The organism is Streptomyces malaysiensis subsp. malaysiensis (assembly GCF_040653035.1).
Taxonomy (GTDB): domain Bacteria; phylum Actinomycetota; class Actinomycetes; order Streptomycetales; family Streptomycetaceae; genus Streptomyces; species Streptomyces malaysiensis.
The window spans coordinates 477,887-501,913 of the sequence record NZ_JBEZNG010000004.1 but is presented as its reverse complement, the minus strand read 5'-3'; the positions used below and the strand labels follow the sequence as shown (position 1 = coordinate 501,913).

General features: G+C 69.4%; 21 protein-coding genes and 4 pseudogenes. 19 read left to right on the top strand and 6 right to left on the bottom strand.

From position 1 onward, the window contains the following. Positions 1 to 269: 269 nt before the first annotated feature. The 3 genes from AB0E24_RS11680 to glgX form a co-directional block, all read right to left on the bottom strand. Complete coding sequence (locus AB0E24_RS11680) at positions 270 to 1,385, bottom strand: lytic polysaccharide monooxygenase auxiliary activity family 9 protein (RefSeq protein WP_102937047.1); 1,116 nt, start codon at positions 1,383 to 1,385, stop codon at positions 270 to 272. Between the two features lie 191 nt (positions 1,386 to 1,576). Further along, on the bottom strand, positions 1,577 to 4,348 hold the full coding sequence (gene treY / locus AB0E24_RS11675; protein WP_359376294.1) for a malto-oligosyltrehalose synthase: 2,772 nt from the start codon (positions 4,346 to 4,348) through the stop codon (positions 1,577 to 1,579). A gap of 302 nt (positions 4,349 to 4,650) precedes the next feature. After that, positions 4,651 to 6,798: a glycogen debranching protein GlgX gene (gene glgX, locus AB0E24_RS11670; RefSeq protein WP_069867152.1), complete on the bottom strand. Its 2,148-nt coding sequence runs from the start codon at positions 6,796 to 6,798 to the stop codon at positions 4,651 to 4,653. Between the two features lie 242 nt (positions 6,799 to 7,040). Here glgX and AB0E24_RS11665 point away from each other — a divergent pair, with 242 nt between their 5' ends. The 3 genes from AB0E24_RS11665 (at position 7,041) to AB0E24_RS11655 (ending at position 10,560) form a co-directional block, all read left to right on the top strand. Continuing rightward, positions 7,041 to 7,844 carry a Tat pathway signal sequence domain protein gene (locus tag AB0E24_RS11665; RefSeq protein ID WP_232637390.1) on the top strand — a complete coding sequence of 268 codons (804 nt, stop codon included), beginning with the start codon at positions 7,041 to 7,043 and terminating at the stop codon, positions 7,842 to 7,844. Positions 7,845 to 7,900: 56 nt separating this feature from the next. Continuing rightward, positions 7,901 to 9,229 carry a copper amine oxidase gene (locus tag AB0E24_RS11660; RefSeq protein WP_359376292.1) on the top strand — a complete coding sequence of 443 codons (1,329 nt, stop codon included), beginning with the start codon at positions 7,901 to 7,903 and terminating at the stop codon, positions 9,227 to 9,229. An 89-nt stretch (positions 9,230 to 9,318) separates the two neighbouring features. Further along, positions 9,319 to 10,560 (top strand): DUF5919 domain-containing protein, encoded by a 1,242-nt coding sequence (locus AB0E24_RS11655; protein WP_069867149.1) that lies wholly within the window; start codon positions 9,319 to 9,321, stop codon positions 10,558 to 10,560. Between the two features lie 81 nt (positions 10,561 to 10,641). Here AB0E24_RS11655 and AB0E24_RS11650 read toward each other — a convergent pair. Then, a pseudogene (locus AB0E24_RS11650) lies at positions 10,642 to 10,944 on the bottom strand (Scr1 family TA system antitoxin-like transcriptional regulator); the annotation flags it as partial. On the opposite strand from AB0E24_RS11650, the pseudogene AB0E24_RS11645 reads away from it, so the two are divergent. The 5 genes and pseudogenes from AB0E24_RS11645 to AB0E24_RS11625 all read left to right on the top strand — a co-directional run. After that, positions 10,924 to 11,464, top strand: a pseudogene (locus AB0E24_RS11645) (transposase); the annotation flags it as partial. The pseudogenes AB0E24_RS11650 and AB0E24_RS11645 sit on opposite strands and share 21 nt — an antisense overlap. 136 nt (positions 11,465 to 11,600) lie before the next feature. Next, positions 11,601 to 12,971 carry an MFS transporter gene (locus AB0E24_RS11640; protein ID WP_232637391.1) on the top strand — a complete coding sequence of 457 codons (1,371 nt, stop codon included), beginning with the start codon at positions 11,601 to 11,603 and terminating at the stop codon, positions 12,969 to 12,971. A gap of 895 nt (positions 12,972 to 13,866) precedes the next feature. Beyond that, positions 13,867 to 14,940 carry a MerR family transcriptional regulator gene (locus tag AB0E24_RS11635; RefSeq protein ID WP_359376366.1) on the top strand — a complete coding sequence of 358 codons (1,074 nt, stop codon included), beginning with the start codon at positions 13,867 to 13,869 and terminating at the stop codon, positions 14,938 to 14,940. Positions 14,941 to 14,960: 20 nt separating this feature from the next. Further along, positions 14,961 to 15,470, top strand: coding sequence for a hypothetical protein (locus AB0E24_RS11630; RefSeq protein WP_359376290.1), 510 nt, complete (start codon positions 14,961 to 14,963; stop codon positions 15,468 to 15,470). After that, a pseudogene (locus AB0E24_RS11625) lies at positions 15,467 to 16,464 on the top strand (IS481 family transposase). Before AB0E24_RS11630 ends, AB0E24_RS11625 begins: the two are co-directional and overlap by 4 nt. Positions 16,465 to 16,472: 8 nt before the next feature. Here AB0E24_RS11625 and AB0E24_RS11620 read toward each other — a convergent pair. Both AB0E24_RS11620 and AB0E24_RS11615 read right to left on the bottom strand, forming a co-directional pair. Beyond that, on the bottom strand, positions 16,473 to 16,826 hold the full coding sequence (locus AB0E24_RS11620; RefSeq protein ID WP_309145696.1) for a hypothetical protein: 354 nt from the start codon (positions 16,824 to 16,826) through the stop codon (positions 16,473 to 16,475). Between the two features lie 223 nt (positions 16,827 to 17,049). Continuing rightward, a pseudogene (locus AB0E24_RS11615) lies at positions 17,050 to 17,616 on the bottom strand (DUF5753 domain-containing protein); the annotation flags it as partial. 174 nt (positions 17,617 to 17,790) lie between these two features. Between AB0E24_RS11615 and AB0E24_RS11610 the strand changes: the two are divergent. The 11 genes from AB0E24_RS11610 (at position 17,791) to AB0E24_RS11560 (ending at position 23,873) form a co-directional block, all read left to right on the top strand. After that, positions 17,791 to 18,051 (top strand): hypothetical protein, encoded by a 261-nt coding sequence (locus tag AB0E24_RS11610; RefSeq protein WP_093706166.1) that lies wholly within the window; start codon positions 17,791 to 17,793, stop codon positions 18,049 to 18,051. Continuing rightward, positions 18,035 to 18,532, top strand: a complete 498-nt coding sequence (locus tag AB0E24_RS11605; protein ID WP_359376287.1) for a DUF6879 family protein — start codon at positions 18,035 to 18,037, stop codon at positions 18,530 to 18,532. The genes AB0E24_RS11610 and AB0E24_RS11605 overlap by 17 nt, the downstream gene beginning before the upstream one ends. Before the next feature lie 11 nt (positions 18,533 to 18,543). Then, the gene (locus AB0E24_RS11600; RefSeq protein ID WP_099015251.1) at positions 18,544 to 19,395 is read left to right on the top strand and encodes a helix-turn-helix domain-containing protein; all 852 of its coding nucleotides are present in this window, start codon (positions 18,544 to 18,546) and stop codon (positions 19,393 to 19,395) included. A gap of 123 nt (positions 19,396 to 19,518) precedes the next feature. After that, entirely contained in the window at positions 19,519 to 20,124 is a 606-nt protein-coding gene (locus AB0E24_RS11595; protein WP_359376284.1) for a hypothetical protein, read from the top strand. Continuing rightward, positions 20,121 to 20,312, top strand: coding sequence for a hypothetical protein (locus AB0E24_RS11590; RefSeq protein ID WP_100805880.1), 192 nt, complete (start codon positions 20,121 to 20,123; stop codon positions 20,310 to 20,312). Before AB0E24_RS11595 ends, AB0E24_RS11590 begins: the two co-directional genes overlap by 4 nt. Then, entirely contained in the window at positions 20,309 to 20,452 is a 144-nt protein-coding gene (locus AB0E24_RS11585) for a hypothetical protein (RefSeq protein ID WP_359376281.1), read from the top strand. Before AB0E24_RS11590 ends, AB0E24_RS11585 begins: the two co-directional genes overlap by 4 nt. Before the next feature lie 268 nt (positions 20,453 to 20,720). Next, a complete protein-coding gene (locus AB0E24_RS11580; RefSeq protein WP_257635540.1) occupies positions 20,721 to 20,849 on the top strand; it encodes a hypothetical protein in 129 nt (42 codons plus the stop codon). A gap of 158 nt (positions 20,850 to 21,007) precedes the next feature. Then, positions 21,008 to 21,427, top strand: a complete 420-nt coding sequence (locus tag AB0E24_RS11575; RefSeq protein WP_250850913.1) for a hypothetical protein — start codon at positions 21,008 to 21,010, stop codon at positions 21,425 to 21,427. Positions 21,428 to 21,625: 198 nt separating this feature from the next. After that, complete coding sequence (locus AB0E24_RS11570; RefSeq protein WP_147966580.1) at positions 21,626 to 22,837, top strand: helix-turn-helix domain-containing protein; 1,212 nt, start codon at positions 21,626 to 21,628, stop codon at positions 22,835 to 22,837. A 113-nt stretch (positions 22,838 to 22,950) separates the two neighbouring features. Next, the gene (locus tag AB0E24_RS11565; RefSeq protein ID WP_359376277.1) at positions 22,951 to 23,448 is read left to right on the top strand and encodes a hypothetical protein; all 498 of its coding nucleotides are present in this window, start codon (positions 22,951 to 22,953) and stop codon (positions 23,446 to 23,448) included. Beyond that, positions 23,445 to 23,873 carry an ATP-binding protein gene (locus AB0E24_RS11560; RefSeq protein WP_206333543.1) on the top strand — a complete coding sequence of 143 codons (429 nt, stop codon included), beginning with the start codon at positions 23,445 to 23,447 and terminating at the stop codon, positions 23,871 to 23,873. Before AB0E24_RS11565 ends, AB0E24_RS11560 begins: the two co-directional genes overlap by 4 nt. Positions 23,874 to 24,027 lie beyond the last annotated feature (154 nt).

Below are 24,027 nucleotides of genomic sequence, written 5' to 3'. Positions count from 1 at the left end.
ATGCGTGATCAGACGCGGATACGCCCGGCGGACAGGGGGCGGGAGCGCGGAAACGTCGTGATGTCCATTGCTCTCGCCTCCTTCCTCGATCAAGGGCGTGCCCGCACTCTATGGGTGGCCGTCTCCCGGTGTCCACGCGGTTTTCCCGGGCGAGGCCGGTCTGCCGCCCACGAGGGGGAAGGAGCGGCAGACCGGCGCGGGATGAGGTGCACCTGACAGATCAATGAGCGGGTCGGAGCACCTGCGTGGACCGGTGTGTGACAGGCAGACTAGTGCACCATGCAGATCGGCGCGGCCACGGTGTCCGGAGACCCGCCGCCGGCCGCATAGCCGAAGGTCGTGGACGCGCCGGTGGCCAGTGAACCGTTCCAGTCGGCATTGGTGACCGACGCCGATGAACCGGTGGTGGTCAGCTTGCCGTTCCAGACGCTGTCGATGCGCTGCCCGGACGGCACCGTCCAGTCGACCATCCACGAGGAGATGGGCGTGGCACCGGAGTTGGTGACCGTCACCTCGGCCTGGTAGCCGCCGTTCCAGGTGCTGGTCACCTTCTGGGTGGCGGAGCAGGAGGCCGTCGGGGGGTTGCCCGGCGGGTCCGTGGGGTTGTCGCCACCGCCGCCGCTGGTGGCGCCCGGGACCGTCACCTCACCGTTGCCGCCGTCGAAGACCACGTCGGAGCAGCTGTAGAAGGTCTCCTGGCTGTCCGAGCGCGTCCACACGGTGTAGATGATGTGGCGCCCGCTCTTGCCGGAGGGCAGATTGGCCGTCCAGGTGTACTTGCCGTCGACCGTGCCGACCTGGCCGGACAGCGGCGGGTCCGTCACCGTGTTGAACGGCTGGTCCTCCAGGTCGTTCCAGGTGAGCGGCTTGGTCGGGTCGATCGGCGCCTTGGTGACATAACTGCGGAACGACCCCGGGTGCGCGGCCCAGGCGTTGTACGAGAACTGCATCGACTTCCCGGCCGTCAGATGGGTCACCGGCCAGTCGTTGCTGCCCAGGTCGAAACCGGAGAAGTCATAGACGGTGGCCGCGCCGCTGCACAGCTTGCCGTCCGGGATGAACCCCTTGGTGCGGCCCCCGCCGTCCGAGCGGAGCACCGCGAACCAGTTGTAGAAGGGCGTCGCCCCGCTCTTGTCGAACGCGGCCTTGCACGCCGGGTTGGTCGGCTTGACCTCACCGGTCGAGGACATGCTGTATTTCCAGCAGAGATAGGTGCGGCTGCCCGGCGCCATCGGGGCGCCGTGTGCCGAAGCGTTGCCTCCGGAGAAGAAGACAAGGCCCAGGGCGGGCAGCACCGAGAGCAGAACCAGCAGTACGGACCGGCGCGCGCTGAAACGGCCCGGTGGGCGTGTGGACATGGCGATGGTCAGTGATCGTCGAGGCATTGCGCGTGCTTTCCCTTCGACGTGAACGGGTCAGGAACCGTCGGCGTGGGAGCGCTCCCAATTTCTTGGTGAACGTAGCGCGCCCCCGCCCACCTGTAAATGCTTCAGGACGTGAAGACGGCGGACATTCTGGTGGGCCGTCAGGCCGGGAGGCGGACGCGCCGTTCAGCTGGGTCCGGTGGACCCACCCGTCAGATCCGGACCAGCAACGCCACCGGAAGCCGGGACAGCAACTCCTCCAGCGGCACGGCCCCCTCGGCCGTCCGCCCGGTCAGCAGATCCCGCCAGCGGCCCGGTGGCAGCGGCAGCCGGGTGGCGCCCCAGCCGCCCGCCTCCGCCAGCCGTCGCGACAGCCGGGTGACGACGGTGACCGCCCCGCGCTCGCCCCCGGCGGTCCCGGGGTCGTCCACGCTTGTGCGGACGGAAGCGCCCGTCCGCTCGGAGGCCCCTGTCTGTACGGGGGTCCCCGTCCGTTCGGAGGTCCCCGTCCGTACGAAGGCCGTACAGTGCGCCGCCGTCGGCCCCTCGGCGGTCAGCGGCGCATAGCCGCTTCCCGGGCCGAACCATCCCGGGTGCTCCCGGCGCAGCCGCAGCGCGGCCCTGGTCAGCAGCAGCTTCTCGGCGGAGGGGCCCTGCGCCGCCGGTTCGCCGCCGAGCTCGGGCGGGCGGCGGTTGTCCGGGTCGACCAGGGCCGTGTAGATGCGTTCGGTGCCCATGTAGAGGTCGGGGACGCCCGGCATGGTGAGCTGGAGCAGAGCGGCGCCGAGCGCGTTGGCCCGTGCCGGTCCGTCGAGTTCGGCGCCGATCGCGGTCCACACCGACGGGTCGGCCGCGCACGGCCCGGCCTCCAGGAAGGCGCTCACCTCGGCCTCATACGCCGCGTTCCGCTCCGTCCACGTCGTCCGCAGCCCCGCCTCGCGCACCGCCTTGAGCACGGCCGGGACCAGCCGTTCGGCGTCCCCGTGGCCCAGTGCGAGCGCGGTCTGCCAGGCCGTCCAGGCCAGATGGGGATCGGGGGCGGGAGCCGACCGGGTCAGCTCCGCCACCGTCCGCCCCCACCAGGTCGGGCATTCGGTGAGCGCCGCGAGCCGGGCCCGCGCGTCCGCGCTGCGCTTGGTGTCATGCGTGGACAGCACCGTGCCGGTGGCGGGCCAGTCCCGTGAGCGCCGGGCGGCGAACGTGTGGAACTCCTCGGGGGACACGGCCGGCCGCCCCGGATCGCCGCCCACCTCGGCGGCCGACAGCAGTGGGGCGTAGCGGTAGAAGGCGGTGTCCTCGACCGACTTGGCGCGCAGCGCGGCCGCCGTCTGGGCGAAACGGGCGCAGAAGTCGCGGTGGTCCGGACCGTCCCCGAGCCCGCCCAGCGCCGCGTCCCGCACGACATGCACCACCTGGGCCTCCTGCTCCACCGTGAACGCCTCCCGGGCGTCCGCCGCCGCCGAACGCAGCATCATCGCGTCGGCGCCGGTCGCGGACGGCCCGCCCACGGAGGTGGACGGCCCGCCCCTGGAGGCGTACGGTCCGCCCACCGAGGCGTACGGACGGTAGACCGGCAGCCGCACCAGCAGCTCGCGGATCGCCGTACGCAGCGCCCAGGGCGCGTGGTCGCGCAGCCGGGGGTCGGCCGCGCAGATCCGGGAGGCGGTGCGGGTCAGCCGTGCCACCTCGGCGGCCAGTTCATGCGTGACCACCTCATGGGCGGCGCGGCGGACCGTCGCGGCCCAGTCGCCGCCGAGGTCGGCCGGGGGAGCGGCGAAGGCGCGATAGAGGGCGGTCAGCTTCTCCAGACCGTCCGGATCGACGAAGAGCCCGTCGATGTGGTGCAGCGCGTCATAGCCGGTGGTCCCGGCGACCGGCCAGGTGTCGGGGAGCCGCTCGTCCCGGGCGAGGATCTTCTCGACCACCGTCCACCGCCCGCCGCCGCCTTCCGGCGTGATCCGTTGCCTGCCGCCTTCGGGGGTGGTCCACCGGCCGCTGCCGCCTTCCGACGCGGCCCCATGGTCGTCCCCGTCTTCCGGTGCGATTTCCCAGCCGCCGCTGCTTTCTGGCGCGGTCCCGCCACCGCCTTCCGGCGTGATCCGTTGCCTGCCGCCTTCGGGGGCGGTCCACCGGCCGCTGCCGCCTTCCGACGCGGCCCCTCGGCCGCTCCCGCCTGCTCCCGCCTGCCCCGTCGCCGCCCGTACCGCACGGTCCAGCCGTCGCAGATAGCCCTCGGGGTCGGCGAGGCCGTCCGGGTGGTCGATCCGCAGCCCGTCCACGACCCCGTCCCGCATCAGCCTCAGCAGCGTGGCGTGTGTGGCGTCGAAGACCTCCGGATCCTCCACCCGCACCGCGATCAGCTCGGAGATGGTGAAGAAGCGCCGGTAGTTGAGTTCGGTGCGGGCCAGCCGCCACCAGCAGAGCCGGTACCACTGGGCGTCCAGCAGCCTGGCGAGCGGCAGCCCCTCGGTGCCGGGCCGCAGCGGGAAGGCATGGTCGTAGTAGCGCAGCGTCCCGTCCTCGACCCGCAGCCGCTCCCACTCCTCGCCCAGCGGGCCGCCGAGCACCGGCAGCAGCACCTTGCCGCCCTGCGCCTGCCAGTCGATGTCGAACCACCGCGCGTACGGCGACTCCGGGCCCTCCCGCAGCACCTCCCACAGCGGGGCGTTGAGCCGTTCGGGGGCGGGCGCGGCCATATGGTTCGGCACGATGTCGACGATCAGCCCGAGGCCGTGCGCCCGCGCCGTACGGGCGAGGGAGCGCAGCCCCTGCTCACCGCCCAGTTCGGCCCGGACGGCGCGGTGGTCCACCACGTCATAGCCGTGGGTGGAGCCGGGCACCGCCTCCAGCACGGGGGACAGATGCAGATGGGAGACGCCGAGCGAGGCCAGATACGGCACCGCTCGCTCCGCCGCCGCGAAGGGGAAGGCGGGCTGGAGCTGGAGGCGGTAGGTGGCGGTGGGCGTGCCGGGGTCAGCCGTCATATGAACGTACGTACCCACCCGGCGCGCCCCACCAGAGCCCCACCCACCCGAACGGATGGCGACGCGCGCGTGTTGTCCGGCGGATCGGGCCGCCTGCGACGGGCTGGTCCGGGGGCGGTCGGGGCGGTCGGCGCGGTCGGCGTCCTGGCCGGTGAGCTGATCGCGGCGACGGTCGGCTCACCGGTCCCGGGTTCCAGGGGGCGGAACCTCTGCCACGCGGAACCCCTGCCACGCGTAACCCCGCCACGCGGCAGTTACGACGGAGCCGCAGGCCGAAGCAACCGGTACTCCCGGCGCAGCGCTCAGGCCGGTCGCTGCAACACCATCAGGCTGCGGTCCACCAGGGTCAGCCGGTCGCCCGCCGCGACCTTCGCGCCGCTGCCCGGCGGCACGCCCTCCTCCGGGACCGCCGTGTCCACGATGACCTGCCACTGCTTGCCGTGGTCGATGGGCACGACGAAGTCCAGCGGTTCATGGTGCGCGTTGAACAGCAGCAGAAACGAGTCATCGCTGATCCGCTCACCGCGCACCCCCGGTTCGGAGATCGCGCTGCCGTTGAGGAAGACCGCGAGGGACTTGGCGTGCGCCGCCTGCCAGTCGCGCGGGATCATCTCCTCTCCCTCATGGGTGAACCAGGCGATGTCCGACAGCTCGTCATGGGTGCCCTCCACCGGCCGCCCGTGGAAGAAGCGGCGGCGCCGGAAGACCGGATGGTCGCGGCGCAGCCACACCAGGGAGCGGGTGAAGCGCAGCAGCTCCAGCGCCGAGCGGTCCTCCCGCTCGCCGTCCTGCCCCTTGGCGTGGTCCGGCCAGCGCACCCAGGACACCTCGCTGTCCTGGCAGTACGCGTTGTTGTTGCCGCCCTGGGTGCGCCCGAACTCATCGCCGTGGCTGAGCATCGGCACGCCCTGGGAGAGCATCAGGGTCGCGATGAAGTTGCGCATCTGGCGCTCGCGCAGCGCCCGTACCGCCGGATCGTCGGTCTCGCCCTCGACCCCGCAGTTCCAGGACCGGTTATAGCTCTCGCCGTCCTGGTTGGACTCGCCGTTGGCCTCGTTGTGCTTCTCGTCGTAGCTCACCAGGTCGCGCAGGGTGAAACCGTCGTGGCAGGTGACGAAGTTGACCGAGGCCAGCGGACGGCGGCCGTCGCCCTGATAGAGGTCGGATGAGCCGGTCAGCCGGGAGGCGAATTCGGCCAGCGTCCTCGGCTCCCCGCGCCACAGATCCCGCACGGTGTCCCGGAACTTGCCGTTCCATTCGGTCCACAGGGGCGGGAAGTTGCCGACCTGGTAGCCGCCCTCGCCGACGTCCCAGGGCTCGGCGATCAGCTTCACCTGGCTCACCACCGGATCCTGCTGGACCAGGTCGAAGAACGAGGACAGCCGGTCCACCTCGTGGAACTGCCGGGCCAGCGTCGCCGCCAGATCGAAGCGGAAGCCGTCCACATGCATCTCGGTCACCCAGTAGCGCAGCGAGTCCATGATCAGCTGGAGCACGTGCGGGGAGCGCATCAGCAGGGAGTTCCCGGTGCCGGTGGTGTCCATGTAGTACCGGCGGTCCTCGGTCAGCCGGTAGTACGAGGCGTTGTCCAGGCCCCGGAAGGAGAGCGTGGGGCCCAGGTGGTTGCCCTCGGCCGTGTGGTTGTAGACCACGTCCAGGATGACCTCGATACCCGCCTGGTGCAGCGCCCGGACGGCCGATTTGAACTCCAGCACCTGCTGGCCCCGGTCGCCCCAGGAGGCGTAGGCGTTGTGCGGGGCGAAGAAGCCGATGGTGTTGTAGCCCCAGTAGTTGGCCAGCCCCGCGTCGGCCAGCCGGTGGTCGTGGACGAACTGATGGACGGGCATCAGCTCCAGCGTGGTGACGCCCAGCTCCGTCAGATGTTCGATGATCGCCGGGTGGGCGAGCGCCGCGTACGTCCCGCGCAGCTCCTCAGGCAGCCGGGGATGGCGCATGGTCAGCCCCTTGACATGCGCCTCGTAGATGACCGTGCGGTGGTAGTCGGTGCGCGGCGGGCGGTCGTCGCCCCAGTCGAAGTACGGATTGACCACGACGGACGCCATGGTGTGCGGGGCGGAGTCGAGGTCATTGCGCTTGTCGGGGCGCCCGAAGTGGTAGCCGTAGACCTCTTCGCCCCAGTCGATCCGCCCGCTGATCGCCTTGGCGTAGGGATCCAGCAACAGCTTGGCGGAATTGCAGCGGTGGCCGAGCTCCGGTTCGTACGGGCCATGGGCCCGGAAGCCGTAGCGCTGCCCCGGCATGACCCCCGGCAGATAGGCGTGGCGTACGAACGCGTCGGACTCCCGCAGCTCGACCGCCGTCTCCGAGCCGTCGTCGTGCAGGAGGCACAGCTCGATGCGGACGGCGGCCTCGGAGAACACCGCGAAGTTGGTTCCGGCACCGTCGTAGGTGGCGCCAAGGGGGTAAGCCTGTCCCGGCCAGACCTGCATACGTCGACTCTTCCACTTCTTCTCCGGGGGCCGCGAGCACCCCGGGCACCGGACGGAACCTGACCGACCCTGCATCCTTTCCCAACTGACCGGAGCCATCCGCTCTTTCAATAGAACTTCCTCAAAAAGGAGGCAACCTACGGCCATATCGGTTCGTCCTACCGGGTGACCCGAGGCATACGCGTATCCCGCTATGCCATCCGATATGACGACAGGGGGGAATGGGGGAGGATGTGCGCAAGATGATGCACCACCGCCACCTGGGCAAGGTGGTGGCGGGCGCGGCCGTGGCGGCCACCGCGACGGCGGTCTTGATCGGGGTGACGCTCCCGGGGAGCGCGTCCGGTGAGGAGAGCTCGGGCGGGGGACCCCAGAGCTCATCGGCGGAGCAGGGCCAGGCGGCGGCCCGGCAGCTGCCCGGTGTGGTGGAGGACGCGCCCGAGCAGGGCCGGACCGGCACCGGCCGCGATCCGCTGACCGACGACGAGATCAAGCGCGCCCAGACGCTCGCGGCCGGCCGCGACTTCCGTGCGAGCAGTGAGGACGTCAAGGGCGCCAAGGGCCCCGAGCGGCTCTCCACCGACCTCGCGGAGCTGGGCCCCGACGAGGTGGGGGCCGCCGAGGCGCCGCGCCGCGCCGAGGTGACGTACTACGACTACAAGGACGACACCTACGTCACCAAGACGGTCGACCTCGGCAGCGGCAAGGTCACCGGCACCGACACCCAGCACGGGGTGCAGCCGCCGCCCAGCCATGACGAGGTGATGGAGGCCGCGCGGCTGCTGATGGCCGACAAGCTGGGCGAGGGGCTGAAGAAGGACTTCAAGGACGCCACCGGCAAGGCGCTGACCCGTCCGGACCAGCTGACCGTCACCGGCTTCGTCTACCGCGCGGGCGAGGGCAGCAACCCCGGTCCGGCCTCGGTCGGGGACTGCGGTGAGCACCGCTGCGTACGGCTGTTCACCCGGGTGGTCAACGGCCCCTGGATCGACACCCGCCAGATGGTGATCGACCTCAGCGCCCACAAGATCGCCAAGCTCGGCTGAAGCCCTGGCAACCGCGCTTCGCGCACCCCTCGACGCTTCACTACAGGAGTCTCCCCATGCCTGAGAACAGGCTCCGCCGCGCCCGTGCCCGGGTCGCGGCGGCCATCGGCGCCTCGGCGCTGCTCGGCACCGTGGCGATCGCCGCCGGGCCGGTCGGCAGCGCCCAGGCGGCCCCGCGGACCCCGGCCGCGGCGGATTGCAGCGCCCCGTACAGAATCGAGCAGAAGCTGGACGGCGGCACCACCTGGCGGATGTGCTGGCACTACGAGAGCAAGGCCGGCCTCGTGCTCGACGACGTCTCGTACCAGCCCAAGGGCGAAAGCGCCCCGATCAAGGTGCTGACCTCGGCCAAGCTGGGCCAGATCCATGTGCCGTACGACGACGGCAGCAATGAGTACGACGACCTCACCGGGCAGAACTTCGCCCAGGGGCTTCAGCAGCTGGACCCGGCCGAATGCCCGGGCGGCACCATCAAGACCGTGCGGGTGCCCGACGCCTGGGACCCCGACCACCCGAATGTGAAGGGGCTGTGCGCCACCACCCGGGCCCGCGGCCACGCCTACCGCATGGGCGAGGGGGGCTTCGGCGGCTCGGACAGCAAGGTCTACCAGTTGCAGGGCAAGGACCTGCTGCTCTACACCGTCAACCAGGTCGGCTGGTACGAGTACATCACCGAGTGGCGGTTCTCCGGAGACGGCACCATGACCATGCAGGTCGGCGCCACCGGCACGCTCTCCCCGATGGACTACGACGCGGGCGACGGGCGCGGCTGGCCGATCGGCAAGGGCGCCAAGGACTACGCCACCAGCCACGCCCACAACGTCTTCTGGCGGCTGAACTTCGGGCTCGACGGCTCGCCCAAGAGCAAGGTCGAGCAGTACGACTCCAAGACCACCGCGACCGCGGGGCGGATCCCCAAGACCAAGACCACCCGCGCCCAGGTCACCAAGGAGCTGGCGGGCGACGCGGCGGCGGCGCGGTGGTGGCGCGTGGTCAGCACGGCGGGCAAGAACAAGGACGGCCATCCGCGCAGCTACGAGATCGTCCCCGGCCACACCACCAAGTACCAGGGACGTAGTTTCACTAAGCGCGACGTCTATTTCACCGAGTACAACAAGTGCGAGCAGTTCGCCAGCAACAACCTCCGGAACTGCGGCGCGGGGGCCGGGAAGAGCGTCGACAAGTGGGTCAATGGCCAGACCCTCAAGCACCCGATCGTGTGGGTCAATATCGGGTTCCACCACATCGCCCGGGATGAGGACCAGGAGCCCATGCCGGTGCACTGGCAGGGCTTCCAGCTGTCCCCGCGCGACGTCACCGCTATGAATCCCCTCACGCCTCCTGCACTGTCCGGACACAACGGCCATACAGAAGAGGCAGGTTGATTCGATAGGCAGGACCTGAGTGTCGCACCGCCCCCGCCAGCGCAGTAGTCTGCGGTGATCGTTGAACGGGGGCGGAAGGCGGTGCACAGGTGAGCTCGGGCGGGCTGGAGCTGCCCCCTGGGGACGGTGGTCCCGGGGGTGACGGCTCCACCGACGCACCTCCCGGCGCGGTGTCCCTGGTGCGGCCGATGGAGATCGGAGCGGAACTGGACTGGGGCGCCGACGCCTGGAGCGAGGTGCGCACACGCGCACGCCGGGCCGGGAGGGCCTATATCTGGCTCAATCTCGTGGAACAGCGGCTGCGCGCGGTCGTCAGCGCCGTGCTGCGGCCCATCTATGAACCCGTCCACGGCGAGGACTGGGTCATCGCCGCCGCCGGACCCGCCGGGCAGGAGTGGGTGCAGCGGGCGGTCGCGGTACGGGAGGTGAGCCGCCGCAAGGGCTATCTGCTCGACCCGGCCGACGACAACGTCATCAGCTTTCTGACCCTGCCGCAGCTGCGGGAACTCCTCGTCCAGCACTGGCCGTGCTTCGAGCCGTACCTCGACGACCGCCGCGAGGTGGAGCTGGCCCTGGACGAGCTGGAGGTCGCCCGCAATGTGGTCTCCCGCAACCGTGCCCTGTCCCAGACGGTCCTCGCCCAGGCCGAGCGCGCCTCCGCCCGGCTGCTGGAGATCCTCGGCAGCGGCACCGGCTCCCCCTCCGCCGACCGGCTGCCCATCGACGCCGTCGAGGACCTCGTCGGCGACCGCTACGCCGATGTCGTGGGCGTCCATCCCGACCGGGTGCGGCTACAGCGCCAGCTGCCCGCCGAGGACCTCTTCGGCAACGCCCGCCGCCTCGACGCCGTCGGCATCGGGCTCAACCTCCTGGTCCAGAACTACTCCGGCCGCCGGCTGGTCCGGCTGGCCGAATCCGGCTGCCGGGCCCGGCTGCTCTTCCTCAACCCCGCGAGCAGCGCGGTGCGGCGCCGGGAGCGCGAACTGGGCCTGAAGAAGGGCGAGATGAGCCGCTCGGTGGAGATGAACATCCTCCATATGCGGCGGGTGCGCGCCCGGCTGCGGGACCCGGACGCCTTCGAGATCCACGTCTTCGACGAAACCCCCCGTTTCACCGCCTACCTGGTCAACGGCGACGGCGCGGACGGCCTCGCGGTCGTCCAGCCGTATCTGCGCAAGGCCCGGGGCATGGAGGCCCCGGTCCTGGTGCTGCGCGGCGGCGGGCGGGGCAGCGAGGTCGTCCGGGAGGGCGGACCCGAGGAGGGCGGCCTTTTCGGCACCTACCGCGAGGAGTTCGAAAGCGTCTGGGCGGACTCCCGGCCGGTGTCCTGAGGCGTCGGCGGGACCCGCTACGGACGCCCGCCCCGCAAGAAGTCGCCGCGCTGGAGCGTGCGACTTTTGTCGTGCCCGGAGTCAGTGCAGGGCCTCGATGGCCTTCAGGATCAACACCCGCGCCTCGGCCCCGTACACGGCCATGCCGCGCAACTGCTCGAACGCCTTCAGATACAGCGCGATCTCCGAGGGTTGGGTGACGTTCACCTCGGCGGAGAGCAGCTCGACGGACACCAGGGTGTCGTCATGCACGTCGAACGTCTCCTGCGGCCATAGAACCCGCTGGCACGTCCCGGCCGGGATGATGCCGAACGACACCTGCGGCAGGGCACCGGCCGTCAGCAGGTAGCCCAACTGGGCGGCCATGGCGTCCGCGTTGCCAAGCTCCGCAGCGCCAACGCCCTGGACTTCTCCCGGGCAGCGGTCGACGGTTCCCACATCCGTGCGTTGAAGGGGGAGCCAAGACCGGACGAAGCCCTGTCGACCGGGGCAGAACAGGCAGCAAGCACCACCTGATCACCGACGCCACCGGCATCCCGCTCGCCGTCACCCTGACCGGCGGCAACCGCAACGACGTCACTCAGCTGATCCCGCTCCTGCAGGCGGTACCGTCGGTGCGAGGCAAGCGCGGGCGGCCCCGCCGCCGACCAGAGGCGGTGCTGGCCGACCGTGGCTACGACCACGACAAGTACCGCTGCCTGGTCTGGGACCTCGGCGTGAAGCCACTGATCGCCCGCCGCGGCACCGAACACGGCTCTGGGCTCGGCGCGCGTTCGCCCACCTGCACTGGTTCCGCCGCCTGCGGACCCGCTGGGAGATCCGCGACGACATCCACGAGGCTTTCCTCACCCTCGGGTGCGCACTCATCTGCTGGCGACGTCTGCAAGCGAGCCTGCACGCATAAAAGCAATGGATCGGCACACCGGGGCCAACGTAACTTGCTGTCAGTGACCCGTAGCTGCGCACCTCAGTCGTCTGCACCCCCAACTGGACTGTTCTCCGGACCGCATCGTGCTGTCACGGCCAGCTTCGCCGCAGTGATGTTCCTGACGGGGTTTGCCGCTCTTTCGGTGATGCCACTGCTGCCCCTGGCCGCGAAAGACCTCGACGGGGTTGCCTTGTATCCGTTAGTGGCAGGAGCGTTTGTCGCGGCGAGCTTGCTCGGCGGGGTGCTCGGAGGAGGCTGGGCGGACCGGAAGGGCGCTCAGCGCCCACTGACGGCTGGGGTGGTCCTCACCGTCGTGACGCTTCTCATTTCCGCCACGAGCACCACTATCTGGCAACTGGCAGTTGGGCGGTTCACCGACGGTATCGCGGCGGGACTGGTCGCGGTGTCCATCAACGCAGCCATCGGCCAGTCCTACCCGGAGCACATACGTGCCCGCGCCCTGGCGTTGATGAGCGCATGCTGGATCGTACCCTCCCTCGCCGGTCCGCCTCTCGCCGGGCTAGTCGCCGCCTGGTGGTCCTGGCGGATGGTGTTCTTCGGGCTCGCAGCCCTCACCTTGATCCCGGCCGCGGTCGCGGTGCTCCTGCTACGCGGGCAAGGGACGCAGGACGAAGCTTCGCTGCAGCCCCAGAGCCACGAGGCACCACCACAGCGGCCTACGCTGCCCGTCGCCGTGGCCGTCAGTGGGGCAGCGGCGCTCGTCCAGTACGGCGTATCCGCCTGGGACGTGCAGCACCTCACGTGCACGACGGCCGGCCTGGCCCTGCTCGTCGTATTCGCCCCGCGCCTGCTGCCATCTCGGACCTTTCGGGCCGGGCACGGGCTGCCCGCCACCGTACTGCTACAGGCCCTGGCCTGCGGCGCGTACTTCACGCTTGAGGCGTTCGTGCCCCTGATGCTTACGACAGTGCGCCGGGTGCCGGGCGTGGTGACCGGAATGGCGTTTACTGGAGCTGCGCTTGCTTGGGCCAGCGCCTCCTGGCTGCAGGGGCGCCTGCACGAACGGGTGCCCCGGCATCGGCTCGTCGCTGCTGGGGCCGCAGTGATGGTCGGTGCTGTGGCACTGGCCGTGCTGTGCACCCTGCCCGCTGTACCCGCGGCCACGGCGGTGTCGGCCATGGTCCTGGCCGCAGTCGGAATGGGGCTGGCGGCGCCATCGCTGACCCTGCTTTCGCTCACACACGCCCCGGCCGGCGGTCAGGGGTATGCGAGCAGTGTGATGCAGACTTCGCAGAACCTTGGTCAGACGGGAGTCCTGGCTCTGGCCTCGGCGCTGTTCAGCGCTGTGTCGACCGCTGCTGACCAACGTGCCTCGTTCTCCTGGACGTTCGCATTGCTGGCGCTACCGGTCACTGCCTTGGTCTGTCTGGCCAGCAGGACCCGCAAGAGAACTCAGGACCGGCACCATGTTCCGGAGCGCAGCTTGACCACTGCCCGTGCACAACCAGGCGACCACGAATAGGCGCTGCGTCTCATTCAGTTAGGAGTTCTTAGTGTCGGCGGGTACGACGAACCCCGGCAAGGCGGTGGAGCCTCGCGGGGCGTCGGCCGCTGCCAGCTCCCCACGGATGAACCGGCCCCCGTCGCGATCGAGCACAGCGGCAGCGTCGCCGGAACGACCGTCTACGCCTGCCCTACCCACGCCGGGGATACCCGCGCGACACGGTGGCCCAGGCCGCCGCGAGGCGCCGCGCCCGCGAGTTCGGAAGGTCCCGATGACGGCCCCCGAGCAGACCGCCGAGGAGGCCAAGGGCCCGGCCACCGGCCAGGTATGACGTACGGCCATCGGGCACGCCGCAGGTTGCTCGGCCTGCCGAACGCCCGGCGCCGAGTGTGAGGCCGGGAGGCAACTGCTCAGCGCCTACGAGGCGGCCATACGGACGGCCCGCGCGGAGGAAATCGCATGAAGCGCCGATGCGCGCGCACCGCCGAGCGGGCGGCGCTCTTCGCCTTCTGCGCCGCCGGGCCTGCTGCTCGCCGCGGTCCCCGCGCTGCTGGTGCTCGTGGTCTGCCTCTGTCTCGTCAGCACTCCGACCCCATAAGCCGGGGTGGGTGGTTGGTGTTCTGGGCCCCCGTCCCGGGCTTGCCGACGCCGGCGGCCCACCCCTTCCAGACGCCCTGCGGTTGGTGCAGCCGAAGTGTGGCCACCGGCCGCAGGGCAGGCACTCCGGCCCCGACTTGGGGGTCGTGGGCCGGAGTCCCATTCACACCAGCGGTCAACCGACGAATTACCTGACCTGGAGCTTCGCCGACGGTCGGGTGTGCGGATCCGGCGCTTAGTTGTTGCTGGCCATGACGTTGGTGACACGCCACGTCGATGTTGACCTTCAAGTTGGTTGAAGCTCAATGATGGCGAGGTGCCAAATTCCGAGCTGATGCCTATCGGGGTCTTTGCCCAGCGCAGTGGCCTGACCTCCAGCGCGTTGCGGTTCTACGCCGACTCCGGGCTACTGCCCCCTGCCGACGTAGACCCGGTCACGGGCTACCGTTACTACGCCGCCGCCCAGCTGGAGCGGGCGACCACACTGTGCCAGCTCCGCGAGATCGCCATGCCCCTTGCTGCGGTCGAGGCGGTCCTTGCCGCCGGGGCCGACGAGGCGGCACGGCTGCTCGACGAGCATGTCGCCAAGATCGCAGAGGAGGCGGGGGCGGCACGGCAGAAGGCGGCGGTCATCAAGTCCGCGCTCGGCGGCAACGTGCCCGGTCTGCTGATTGCCACGCTGAAGGGTCCCGTGCTGGCGGATGCGGTCGAGCAGGTTCTGACTGCGACCGTGTACGAGCTGGGCATGGCGGTGCTCGCCGGCCTGCACATCGAGGCGAGTGACGAGGCAATCGCCCTGACGGCGACCGACCGGTACCGGCTCTCCACTCGGACCCTGGTGCCAGCGCGGCCGGCGGAGCAGACCTGGGCCGGCACGGTCGACGGCGACGACCTCCGGGCTGCGGTAGCCGATGTCCGGCGCAGTGCGTTGATCCGCATCGAAGTGGTGCCGCACGGGATCTGGCTGCGCATGCCCGAGCGGGAGGACCGGCACTGCCGGACGCTGCCTGAGGAGTTCCCCGACCACCGTCTGATGCTTGAGTCCCTGGACGAGGTCACCACCCGCGTGACGATCTCGAAGGACCTGCTGCTGCGGGTTTTGGAAGAGCACCCCGACGAACACGTCGTACTGCACATCACCGATCACAGCGTGAACGTCCGGTCCCCGAACGACGAGCACCCCGGAATCCCGCTCTCCGCCACGGTGACGGGCGAGGCGCTCCAGATCGGGTTCGAGATGACAACGCTCTATCCCGCCGTGAGCACGGCGATTGGCCCTGACGTGATGCTCGATCTGAGGAAACACGACCAGCCCGTCACGATCCGCTCCGCCGACCGCGGCGATCTCACCACTCTGGCCATGCCCATCAAGTTCAACCCCTCAGCCTGAGAACGACGACGAGGAACCTCATGACCACCACACCTGCCAGCCCTGATCCGACCATGGAAGCCATCGGCCAAGCCGTCGTCGAAGGTCGAACGGGCGACATCCTTTCCGCCCGCCACAAGCTCCTGAACCTGTGGTCGGAGATCGGCGTCACCGGGGACCCGTTGCACCGTTGCTCGCTCGCCCACTACCTGGCGGACCTCTACGAAGATCCCGCTCAGGCCCTCGCCTGGGACGTCCGGGCCCTGGACGCTGCTGACGCCGTGACCGAACAGCGTGCCCAGGAGCACCACGCCAGTCTCCACGTCGCCGGGTTCTACCCCTCCCTCCACCTCAACCTGGCCGACAACTACCGCCGTCTCGGGTCCTTCGACGCGGCTACCGAGCACATCAACGCAGCCCAGGAACACGCTCTCAACCTCCCCCAGGACTCATACGGTGCCTCCCTGCGCACCGCCCTCGACGAGGTGGCAGAGGCCATCTCCCGACGGGACATCACCAAGCGGCCCTCCGCACCTGGTCCCACTGCGTGACGCGTCGGAACGCGCCCCTCACCATCGAGAGGCGCCGTCGGCTGGTCGAGCGTTGCAGGACGAGGCCGATTGCGCATGTCGCGGCCGAGATGGGGATCTCCCGGACGTGTGCATCGAAGTGGGTCAATCGATATCGCAGCCTCGGCGATCTCGGGCTGGAGGACCGCTCTTCTACGCCGCACCACCAGCCGACCGTGACGCCGCCCGAGGCCCTCGTCCTCATCGAACAGCTGCGCCGGACCCACAAGTGGTCCGCGTCCCGGATCGCTTTCGAGCTGGCTCAGGCCGGAACGTCAATCAGCCGGCGGACCGTCAGTAGGCACCTTGCTGAGCTCGGCATCAACCGACGCCGATTCATCGACCCGAACGGTGAGGTCAACCGACAACCGCGGAAGATCCAAGCTCGACGGGCAGGGCACATGATCCACGTCGATGTGAAGAAGGTAGGCCGCATCCCCGACGGCGGCGGCTGGCGCGCACGCGGACGCGGCAGCGACCAGGCCAAAGCCGTCAACCGGAGAAAGAAGACCGGCCGCGGCAGCTACATCTATCTGCACTCGGCTATAGCCGGGTACAGCCGACTCGCCTACACCGAAACCTGCCAGACGAGAAGGCCACCACCGCGATCGCCTTTCTCCACCGTGCGCGTGCCTGGCTGGCCACACACGGGATCGCACGCATCGAACGGATCGTGACAGACAACGGTGCCTGCTACTGCGCCGAGAGCTTCACCCGGGCCCTCCTCGGCGCCAGGCACCAGCGCATCGCGCCCTACACCCCACGCCACAACGGCAAAGTCGAGTGATACAACCGCATCCTGGCGGAAGAGTTCCTCTACGCCCGGACGTGGACGTCAGAAGCCCAACGCGCCTACCTTCTGGGCCGCTGGATCATCCACTACAACTACCACCGACCGCACACCGCGCTCGGGAACCAGCCACCCGCAGCACGGCTACCGGACGGCGTCACCAACGTCATGACCTCCTACACTTAGTCGGCCTCTCACCCGCCAGAAGTAACTCGCCGTCCGCGGTAGCCACGAAAGCCCCGGCGCAGCGCAGGGGCGCACCATATGAACGCTGCCGTCAGTGCGGCTGCGGCGGAGGCGGCCAGCACCGGTGGCTCCGGCCGAAAGCCCAGTGAGAGCCGGGTGCCCATGAAAGTGAGTATGACTACGAGCGCATCCGGGCCGTGGAGCGGAACCCTGGCGGCGACAGCCCGCAGCGCGGCTGCCGCCGTCAGACCGGTCGCGGTCCAGGCCAGCAGATACGGCCGCACCTGCCCCGGAGCGGCGAGCGGCATCTCGAACTCATCGGGGCCGGAACGGAACGACGCGCCGGCCCAGCCCAGGTCCACCCCGTGGATGGTGACGCCCGCTGCCCACAAGGCATGGCGCCATAGCGGACCAGGGCGCAGGGACGCTTCGTCGCCGTCAGAGCTCGCGCAGTTGTCAGGGCCGGAGAGGTGGGCATGCGGCTACCGTACGGCGCGACACCGACATCGGCCGTGGGTCCTTGCGGGATCCGCTGCCTTCTGAAGGCTGGCGGGCTGGGCTAGGGGGCTTTTGTCGTGCCCGGAGTCAGTGCAGGGCCTCGATGGCCTTCAGGATCAACGCCTGAGCCTCAGTGCCGTATACGGCCATGCTGCGCAAGCGCTGGAATGCTTTCAGGTACAGGTCGATCTCGGAGGGCTGTGCCACGTTCACCTCGGCGGAGACCAGTTCGACTGACACGAACTTGTCGTCGTACACACTGAACGTCTCCTCCGGCCAGTGCCCCCGCTCTCGCGTCGCCATCGGGATGATGCCGAGCGACACTGTCGGTAGCGTGCCCGCACTGAGCAAATGGCCGAGTTGGCCATCCATCGCGTCCGTGTGAGCCATCTGGCAGTACAGGACGGATTCCTCTACGAGGATCATGAACCGGTGGCCCCGCTCGTGGATGACGCGGGAGCGCTCGACCCGGGCTCGTGCCGCTTCGAGACTGTCGTCGACGGGGAGTTCCCGGAAACTGGCGGACGTGCGTAGTACGGCGGCCGCGTAGCCCTCGGTCTGCAACAGGCCGGGGACCAGGGTGGACGAGTAGACCCGCAACAGCTCGGTGTTCCGGTAGATCTGCACCATGCTGTCTTGCAGCGGCTTCATGCCGCCGCAGAGCCGCTCGCTCCACTCGGTATGCGTGGTCATAGACATTCCCCTCCCAGTCGGCGTCGGAAGCCTTCAGCTCTGGCCACTCAGGGTCATACACCCTTGACCCAGCGTTCGCATCACAACGAAGGTGGCCATGCACCAACGTGCAACACCTTCGCGGAGGAGATCGCCATGCGTCTACAGTTCCTGGGTATCATCCCAAACACCCCGAACACGGACTCACCGACCATCTGGCTCGATGAGGAGACCGGAGACCTGCTCATCCAGTCCTACAAGGCCACAGCGGGAGAAGTGAAGGCGTGCCAGGAGGTCGGTTCGATCCCCGGGCACTCCACGGACGTCCCGGATCACGAGACGATCATCAGGCTCCCTAAGGTGATGCGGAAGTTCCTGCCCCGCGACGACGAGGACGACTGTGGCCAGCTTTCCTGAACGCCTGCGCACCACCCAACTGACGGCGTTCCACCTGGAGATGCGCGACAGCTACACCCCGGATGACCCGACCTATCTGAGCTGGAAACGCGGCGACCAGCTCGACGTAATGGAGGTCTACCGGCCGTGGGTCGACATGGTCCGCGAGGCCGTAGCGCGCGGCGTCGTCGTGCGCCGGGCCCGCATCGTGTCCGAGCCGGTCGCCGACTACATCCGGTTTGAGCATGCGGTGACCTCCATGAACATCGCCGCAGGAGAGGAGGTGCGCTGGCTGCCGCGCCGCCACGCCTCGAACATCGCGCTGCCCGGCAATGACTTCTGGGTCCTCGACGACACGCTGGTGCGCTTCGGGCACTTCTCCGGCGACGGGGAAATCCTCGGCGAGGAGTGGACAGAGGATCCCGCGGTCGCGCGCCTGTGCGTTTCCGCGTTCGACACTGTGTGGGAGCGAGCCATCCCGCACGAGAACTACAAGATCTGACCAAGCAGAACATGCCCGCGTCACCGTCATCCAGCGCCGAGGCCGCTCGGAAGGCCCTCGCTGCCCGCTTACGAGACCTGCGCCTGGACGCTGAGTTGACGGTGCGCGAGCTCGCCGACCGAGCCGGCTGGAGCCACTCCAAGGTGTCCCGGATCGAGAACGTCCGAACGGCTCCGTCCCCCGAGGACATCCGCGCATGGGCGCGCGCATGCGGGGCGGACGGCCAGGCCGAGGACCTCGTCGCCGCACTGCGCACCGTGGAAGGCATGTGGATCGAGTGGCGCCGTATGGAGCGCAGGGGCCTACGCAAGGCGCAGGAATCCGTGCGGCCGCTGTACGAGCGCACGCGTGCGTTCCGTGCATATGACTCGTGGCTGGTGCCGGGCCTGTTGCAGACCATGGGCTACACCACAGCGATCCTGCACGCCACCCGGAAGCGCCGTGGACTGGTCGATGACGTCGATGCCGCCGTAGCTGAGCGCATGGACCGCCAGCACGTGCTGTACGAGGGCCGCCACACGTTCGCTTTCCTCCTCGAGGAGGCCGTCCTGCGAGCAGGGATCGGCGGCCGGGAGGTGATGCGCGAGCAACTGCGACACCTGCTGACGGTCGGGTTCCTGCCCAACGTGAGCCTCGGCATCGTGCCGATGCAACCCTCGCGCGAGGCAATGCGCCCCGTGGAAGGCTTCTGGATCTTCGACAATGCACAAGTGGCCGTCGAGCTGGTCTCCGGCTACCTGACAATCAGCCAGCCACAGGAAATCGAGATGTACGCCCAGGTGTTCCGCGACCTGGGCAATCTCGCCGTGTACGGAGAGAAGGCCCGAACTCTCATCCACGAGGCCATCGCAGCCCTGGGATGAAACGCGTGCACCAAAGTGCACCACGCTGGAACCTTAAGTCGCCCTGTCCGTACGGTCCGTAACAGGACCCGGCGAGGCGGTGGAACCTCCCGGGGCGCGGCCAACGTCACCAGGAGCGTCAGCATGGCCACTTCTATCGCCCAAGCCTTCCCGTGGGCGCCGCCGAACGCCATGGACGTCGAGGCGTTGCCGGTGGGCGAATGGTGGGATGCCATCTCCGCGCCCACGTCTGTCGCGGACCGAGCCTTGGAGTTGCTCGGTGACCGGTCCGGAGCCGTCATCCAGGACGACACCTACGGCAAGACGTACTGGCTCATCGGCATTGACACCGCCCGTAGCTGGTGCGTGCGGCAAGTCCGCGTTCTTACCGCACTCGCCGACGAGGGCACTCTCCTGGGCGTACCGCCCGTTTCCTGGGGGCCCGAACACCGGACGCACTGGCGGATCCCGCTCGGCCCGGACCGGTATCTGACTGATACCAACCGCCTTGCCCGTGCCCTGCGCCGCGCCGTTGACGAGGTCCTCGGCCCGGCACCGGACGGCCGACAGCTGTGCTACCGCTGCCAGCTCCCCACGGATGAACCGGTCCCCGTCGCGATCCGGCACAGCGGCAGTGTCGCCAGAGCGACCGTCTATGCCTGCCCTACCCACGCCGGGGACTACTCGCGCGACACGGTGGCTCAGGCCGCCGCGAGGCGCCGCGCCCGCGAGTTCGGCAGGTCCCGATGACGGCCCCCGAGCAGATCGCCGAGGAGGCCAAGGGCTCGTTCACCGATCAGGCATGGCGTATGGCCATCGGGCACGCCGCTGGCTGCCTGGTGTGCCGAACGCCCGGCGTCGAGTGCGAGACCGGGAGGCAACTGCTCGGCGCCTACGAGGAGGCCATACGGGAGGCGCGAGCGGAGGAGATCGCGTGAAGCACCGATGCGAGGCCACCGGCGAACGGGCGGCGCTCTTCGTCTTCCGCGCCGCCGGGCGGGGCCTGCTGCTTGCCGCGGTCCCCGCGCCGCTGGTGCTCGTGGTCTGGCTCTGCCTCGTCAGCACCCCGACCCCGTAAGCCGGGCGGGCCGTTGGTGTTCTGGGCCCCCGTCCCGGACGTGCCGACGCCAGCGGCCCACCCCTTCCAGACACCCTGCGGTCGGTGCAGCCGAAGTGTGGCCACCGGCCGCAGGGCAGGCACTCCGGCCCCGACTTGGGGGTCGTGGGCCGGAGTCCCATTCAAGAAGGCTCGCCCTTCGCCTCCCGCTTGCAGGCCAGTGGCTGGGGACGAGCACCGCGCCATCGCGCGGGGACGCCCCTGCGCGCGTGAACTCATCGGAGGCCCCATGCGATTACAGCACGTCGTCGTCCGCCAGGACCCGGACGACGGCGACACCATGCCGGACACCGACACCCCATCCCCGAGCGGTCGGACACCCGGCGACTCCGACGACGGCCGCCAGTACGCGAAGTAGTCGGCGTCCGACGTCAAAGCGGCGGCCCGCCCCGGCTGGATCCCACCCGGCCGGGGCGGGCCGCTCCCACTACGTAGGAGGTACCTGGGATGACCGCTCCGCCCCCGCCCATGCCGGCTCACTGGCACTGCTACCGGTGGACGGGAGAGCGCCGCACCTTGGATGACGAGTCCGCCCGGCGGCCTCCGCACATGGTGGTGCGGGACATCTCGGCCCAGGAGTGGAAGCAGATCGCGGCGGCCAGCCCCGCGTTCATGGCGAGCGAGGTGCCGCCGTTGGAAGTGCCGCACTGGCTGCTCCGCCCGGCCAGAATGATCAAGGCAACATTCGAGGCCCCGGACAGAGCCTCTGCCTGGTACAAACGCCAGGTCAGCGAGGTGAGCCCGGCATTCGCTGCCCACCATGACAAAGATTCGTGTCGGCAGGCCGAGTGGTTCGCGAACGCGGACGGTCGGCTCCGGTGGGGTGGCGATGTCGTCGGCGGCTGGTATCTGAGGGGGACTGGATTCGTGTCGGTCCAGGTGGTCGCGTGTAGCCCGAACCGCATTCGCCCGACGATCCCGTGCCCGATGCACTGACGCGTTCCTGCGGCTGGTCCGGCCATGCGTTCAGTTCGCTGATGCAGCTACTCGGACAGGAAGTCCTCCGGACCCCGGAGGGCTTTCGTCATGTCAAGGAAGCGTGACGGCCCCCACCGAAATGGGGGCCGATCAGCCGTACCAGCGGAGCCGACCGCGGGTACCGTTCTGAGTGTCGAAGTCAGAACGGAGTTCAGCATGCCATACGGCAACGACGGACACACCGGCGGAATTGGGCAGCGCATTGCCGAACTGCGCGCCGTCCGTGGCTACTCACTACGACAGCTCGGCCAACGCTCGCACGTCTCCGCGTCCATGCTTTCGATGATCGAGAAGGGGGACCGGAACGCCAGCGAGGAAATCGTGGCCGCAGTCGCGCGCGCTCTTGACGTTGGCGTCTCCAACCTGCGCGGACAGCCCTACCGCGAGCAGCTGCAACAGGACCGCATCGACCGCATGATCGAGCCGCTCGGCGGGGCCCTCGATAACTGGGACCTCGACCCTGACCCGGCTGCACCTCCACCGCGCCCGCTCGGTGAGCTACGCGCCGCCGTGGCGGAGACAGTCCAGATGCGGGCCGCCGCAAACTTGGGCGGGCTCGCCGAAAAGCTGCCCTCCCTCATCGCCGAAATCCTCCACGCCATCCACCTCCAGGACCGTCCCGGCCACGCTCGGGAGGAGTTGCATGGCCTCCAGGCCGAGGCCGCCCGCGGCGTATGGCGGGTGGCATACCGAGTCGGGGAGATGCATCTCGCCCGGCTGGCGCTATCCCGGATGGCGCAGGCCGCAGCAGAGTCCGGCGACCCGCGGCAGGTGGCGGTCGAGCGGTGGATGCGCGCGCAGACCAGCGTCGAGAGCGGTCGGCCGGGCGTCGACACCGGGCTTCGTCTGGTGAACCACGCGCTCAAGGAGCTGGACGACGACGGCTCCCCGGGTACCCGCGCGGTGCGCGGGGCGCTGTACCTGAAGGGTTCCATCCTTGCCTCCCGCCGAGGAGACAAGGACGGCTCCGACACGTGGCTGGACGAAGCGCGCGGGATGGCGCAGGAAACCGGCGAGACGCGCGTGTACGAGCTGACGTTCGGGCCGACGAACGTGGAACTGCACGCGGTTGCCGCGGCGGCGGACAGGGACAAGCACGGGCTGGCACTGAAGCGTGCGGCCAAAGTGGAGATCCCGGAGGACTACCCGCCAGGCCGGGCCGGGCACTTCTACATCGACCTGGCGAGGGCCCAAGTGTGGACCGCCCGCCACGATGAGGCGTTCGCCTCGCTGCTCAAGGCGCGGGAGACCGCACCGCAGATGACGCGGCACCACCCGCAGGTACACGAGACGGCAGCAGCGTTGCGGAGGGCGCGGGCGCGGGTGCCCGATCCGTTGCGCGACTTCTCGCTGTGGTGCGGCGTGTAGCGCGCCGGTCACCCTAAGTCAAGGACCCTGGCGTTCACAGTCTGTGGACGCCAGGGCCTTGCTGCGTCGGCACGATGTGACGGTCAACACACAGACCGTGCACGGAGCCGACCATGACGACCAGAATCCTGCCGTGGACACCGCCACCCGCCGTGGACGTTGAGGCGTTACTCGTCGGTAAACGGTGGGACGCGGTGTCCACCGCGGTCTCCATTGGAGACCGCGCCCTACAACTGCTCGGCAGCGCATCCGGCGCCGTCATCCAGGACGACACCCACGGCAAGCTGTACTGGCTTATCAGGGTCGATACGGCCCGTAGCTGGTGCCTCCGCCACGTCCGCGTCCTCACCGCACTCGCGGACGAGACCGTCCTCCTCGGCGTACCCCCTACCACCTGGACCGATGGTCATGACCCGTACTGGCGCGTGCCCCTCGGCCCCGGCCGGTACCTGACCGACACGCGGCGACTGCACGAGGCCCTGGCCCAGGCGACGATCGAGATCTGCGACTCGGCGCCGCAGGGTTCCTCTTTCGTTTCGCGGGACGAGGGCCATCTCCCCTTCAACTCGGTGGAGCCGAAGGCCCATCTTGAGCTGGGCGGAGTGTCGTGACCGCCACTGCCCGACCCTCCGCCGTCGGGGTGCCGGCCTACTCGCAAGTCCTCCTGCGTGAGCCGGGGGCCGCCGCGCACGCCCGGCGGATGGTGCGGACCGTGCTGGCCACTTGGCACCTGCCGCATCTCGCCGACGAGGCGGCACAGGTCACATCTGAGCTGGTCACCAACGTCGTGGACCACGCACGCGGCGGCAGCATGCGCCTCAGCCTGACCCGCGTCAGCGAATACCGCGTGCGTCTCGCGGTCACCGACAAGAGCCGCAACGAACCGGTGCGCAAGAGCCCCTCTCCGGGTGAGGAGCGCGGTCGCGGCCTGGCCGTCGTCGACGCCTACTCCGCTGCTTGGGGCGTTGACCTGCTGCCATGGGGGAAGCGGGTCTGGTGCGAGCTGGAGGCCGGCGCGGGGGAGGACCAGCGGTGACTGGTCGGACTCCTCCCTGTCGGCCCCGGTCAAGCCTGCTGCCGACCACACCTTGGCAAGGTCGTCCTGGGGGCCGACCGTGGCCACGTCTTCGCCTCGGCTCACACGGTTTCGTCGGGCGGACACCACTCACGCACCATCTGAGGAAGGACAT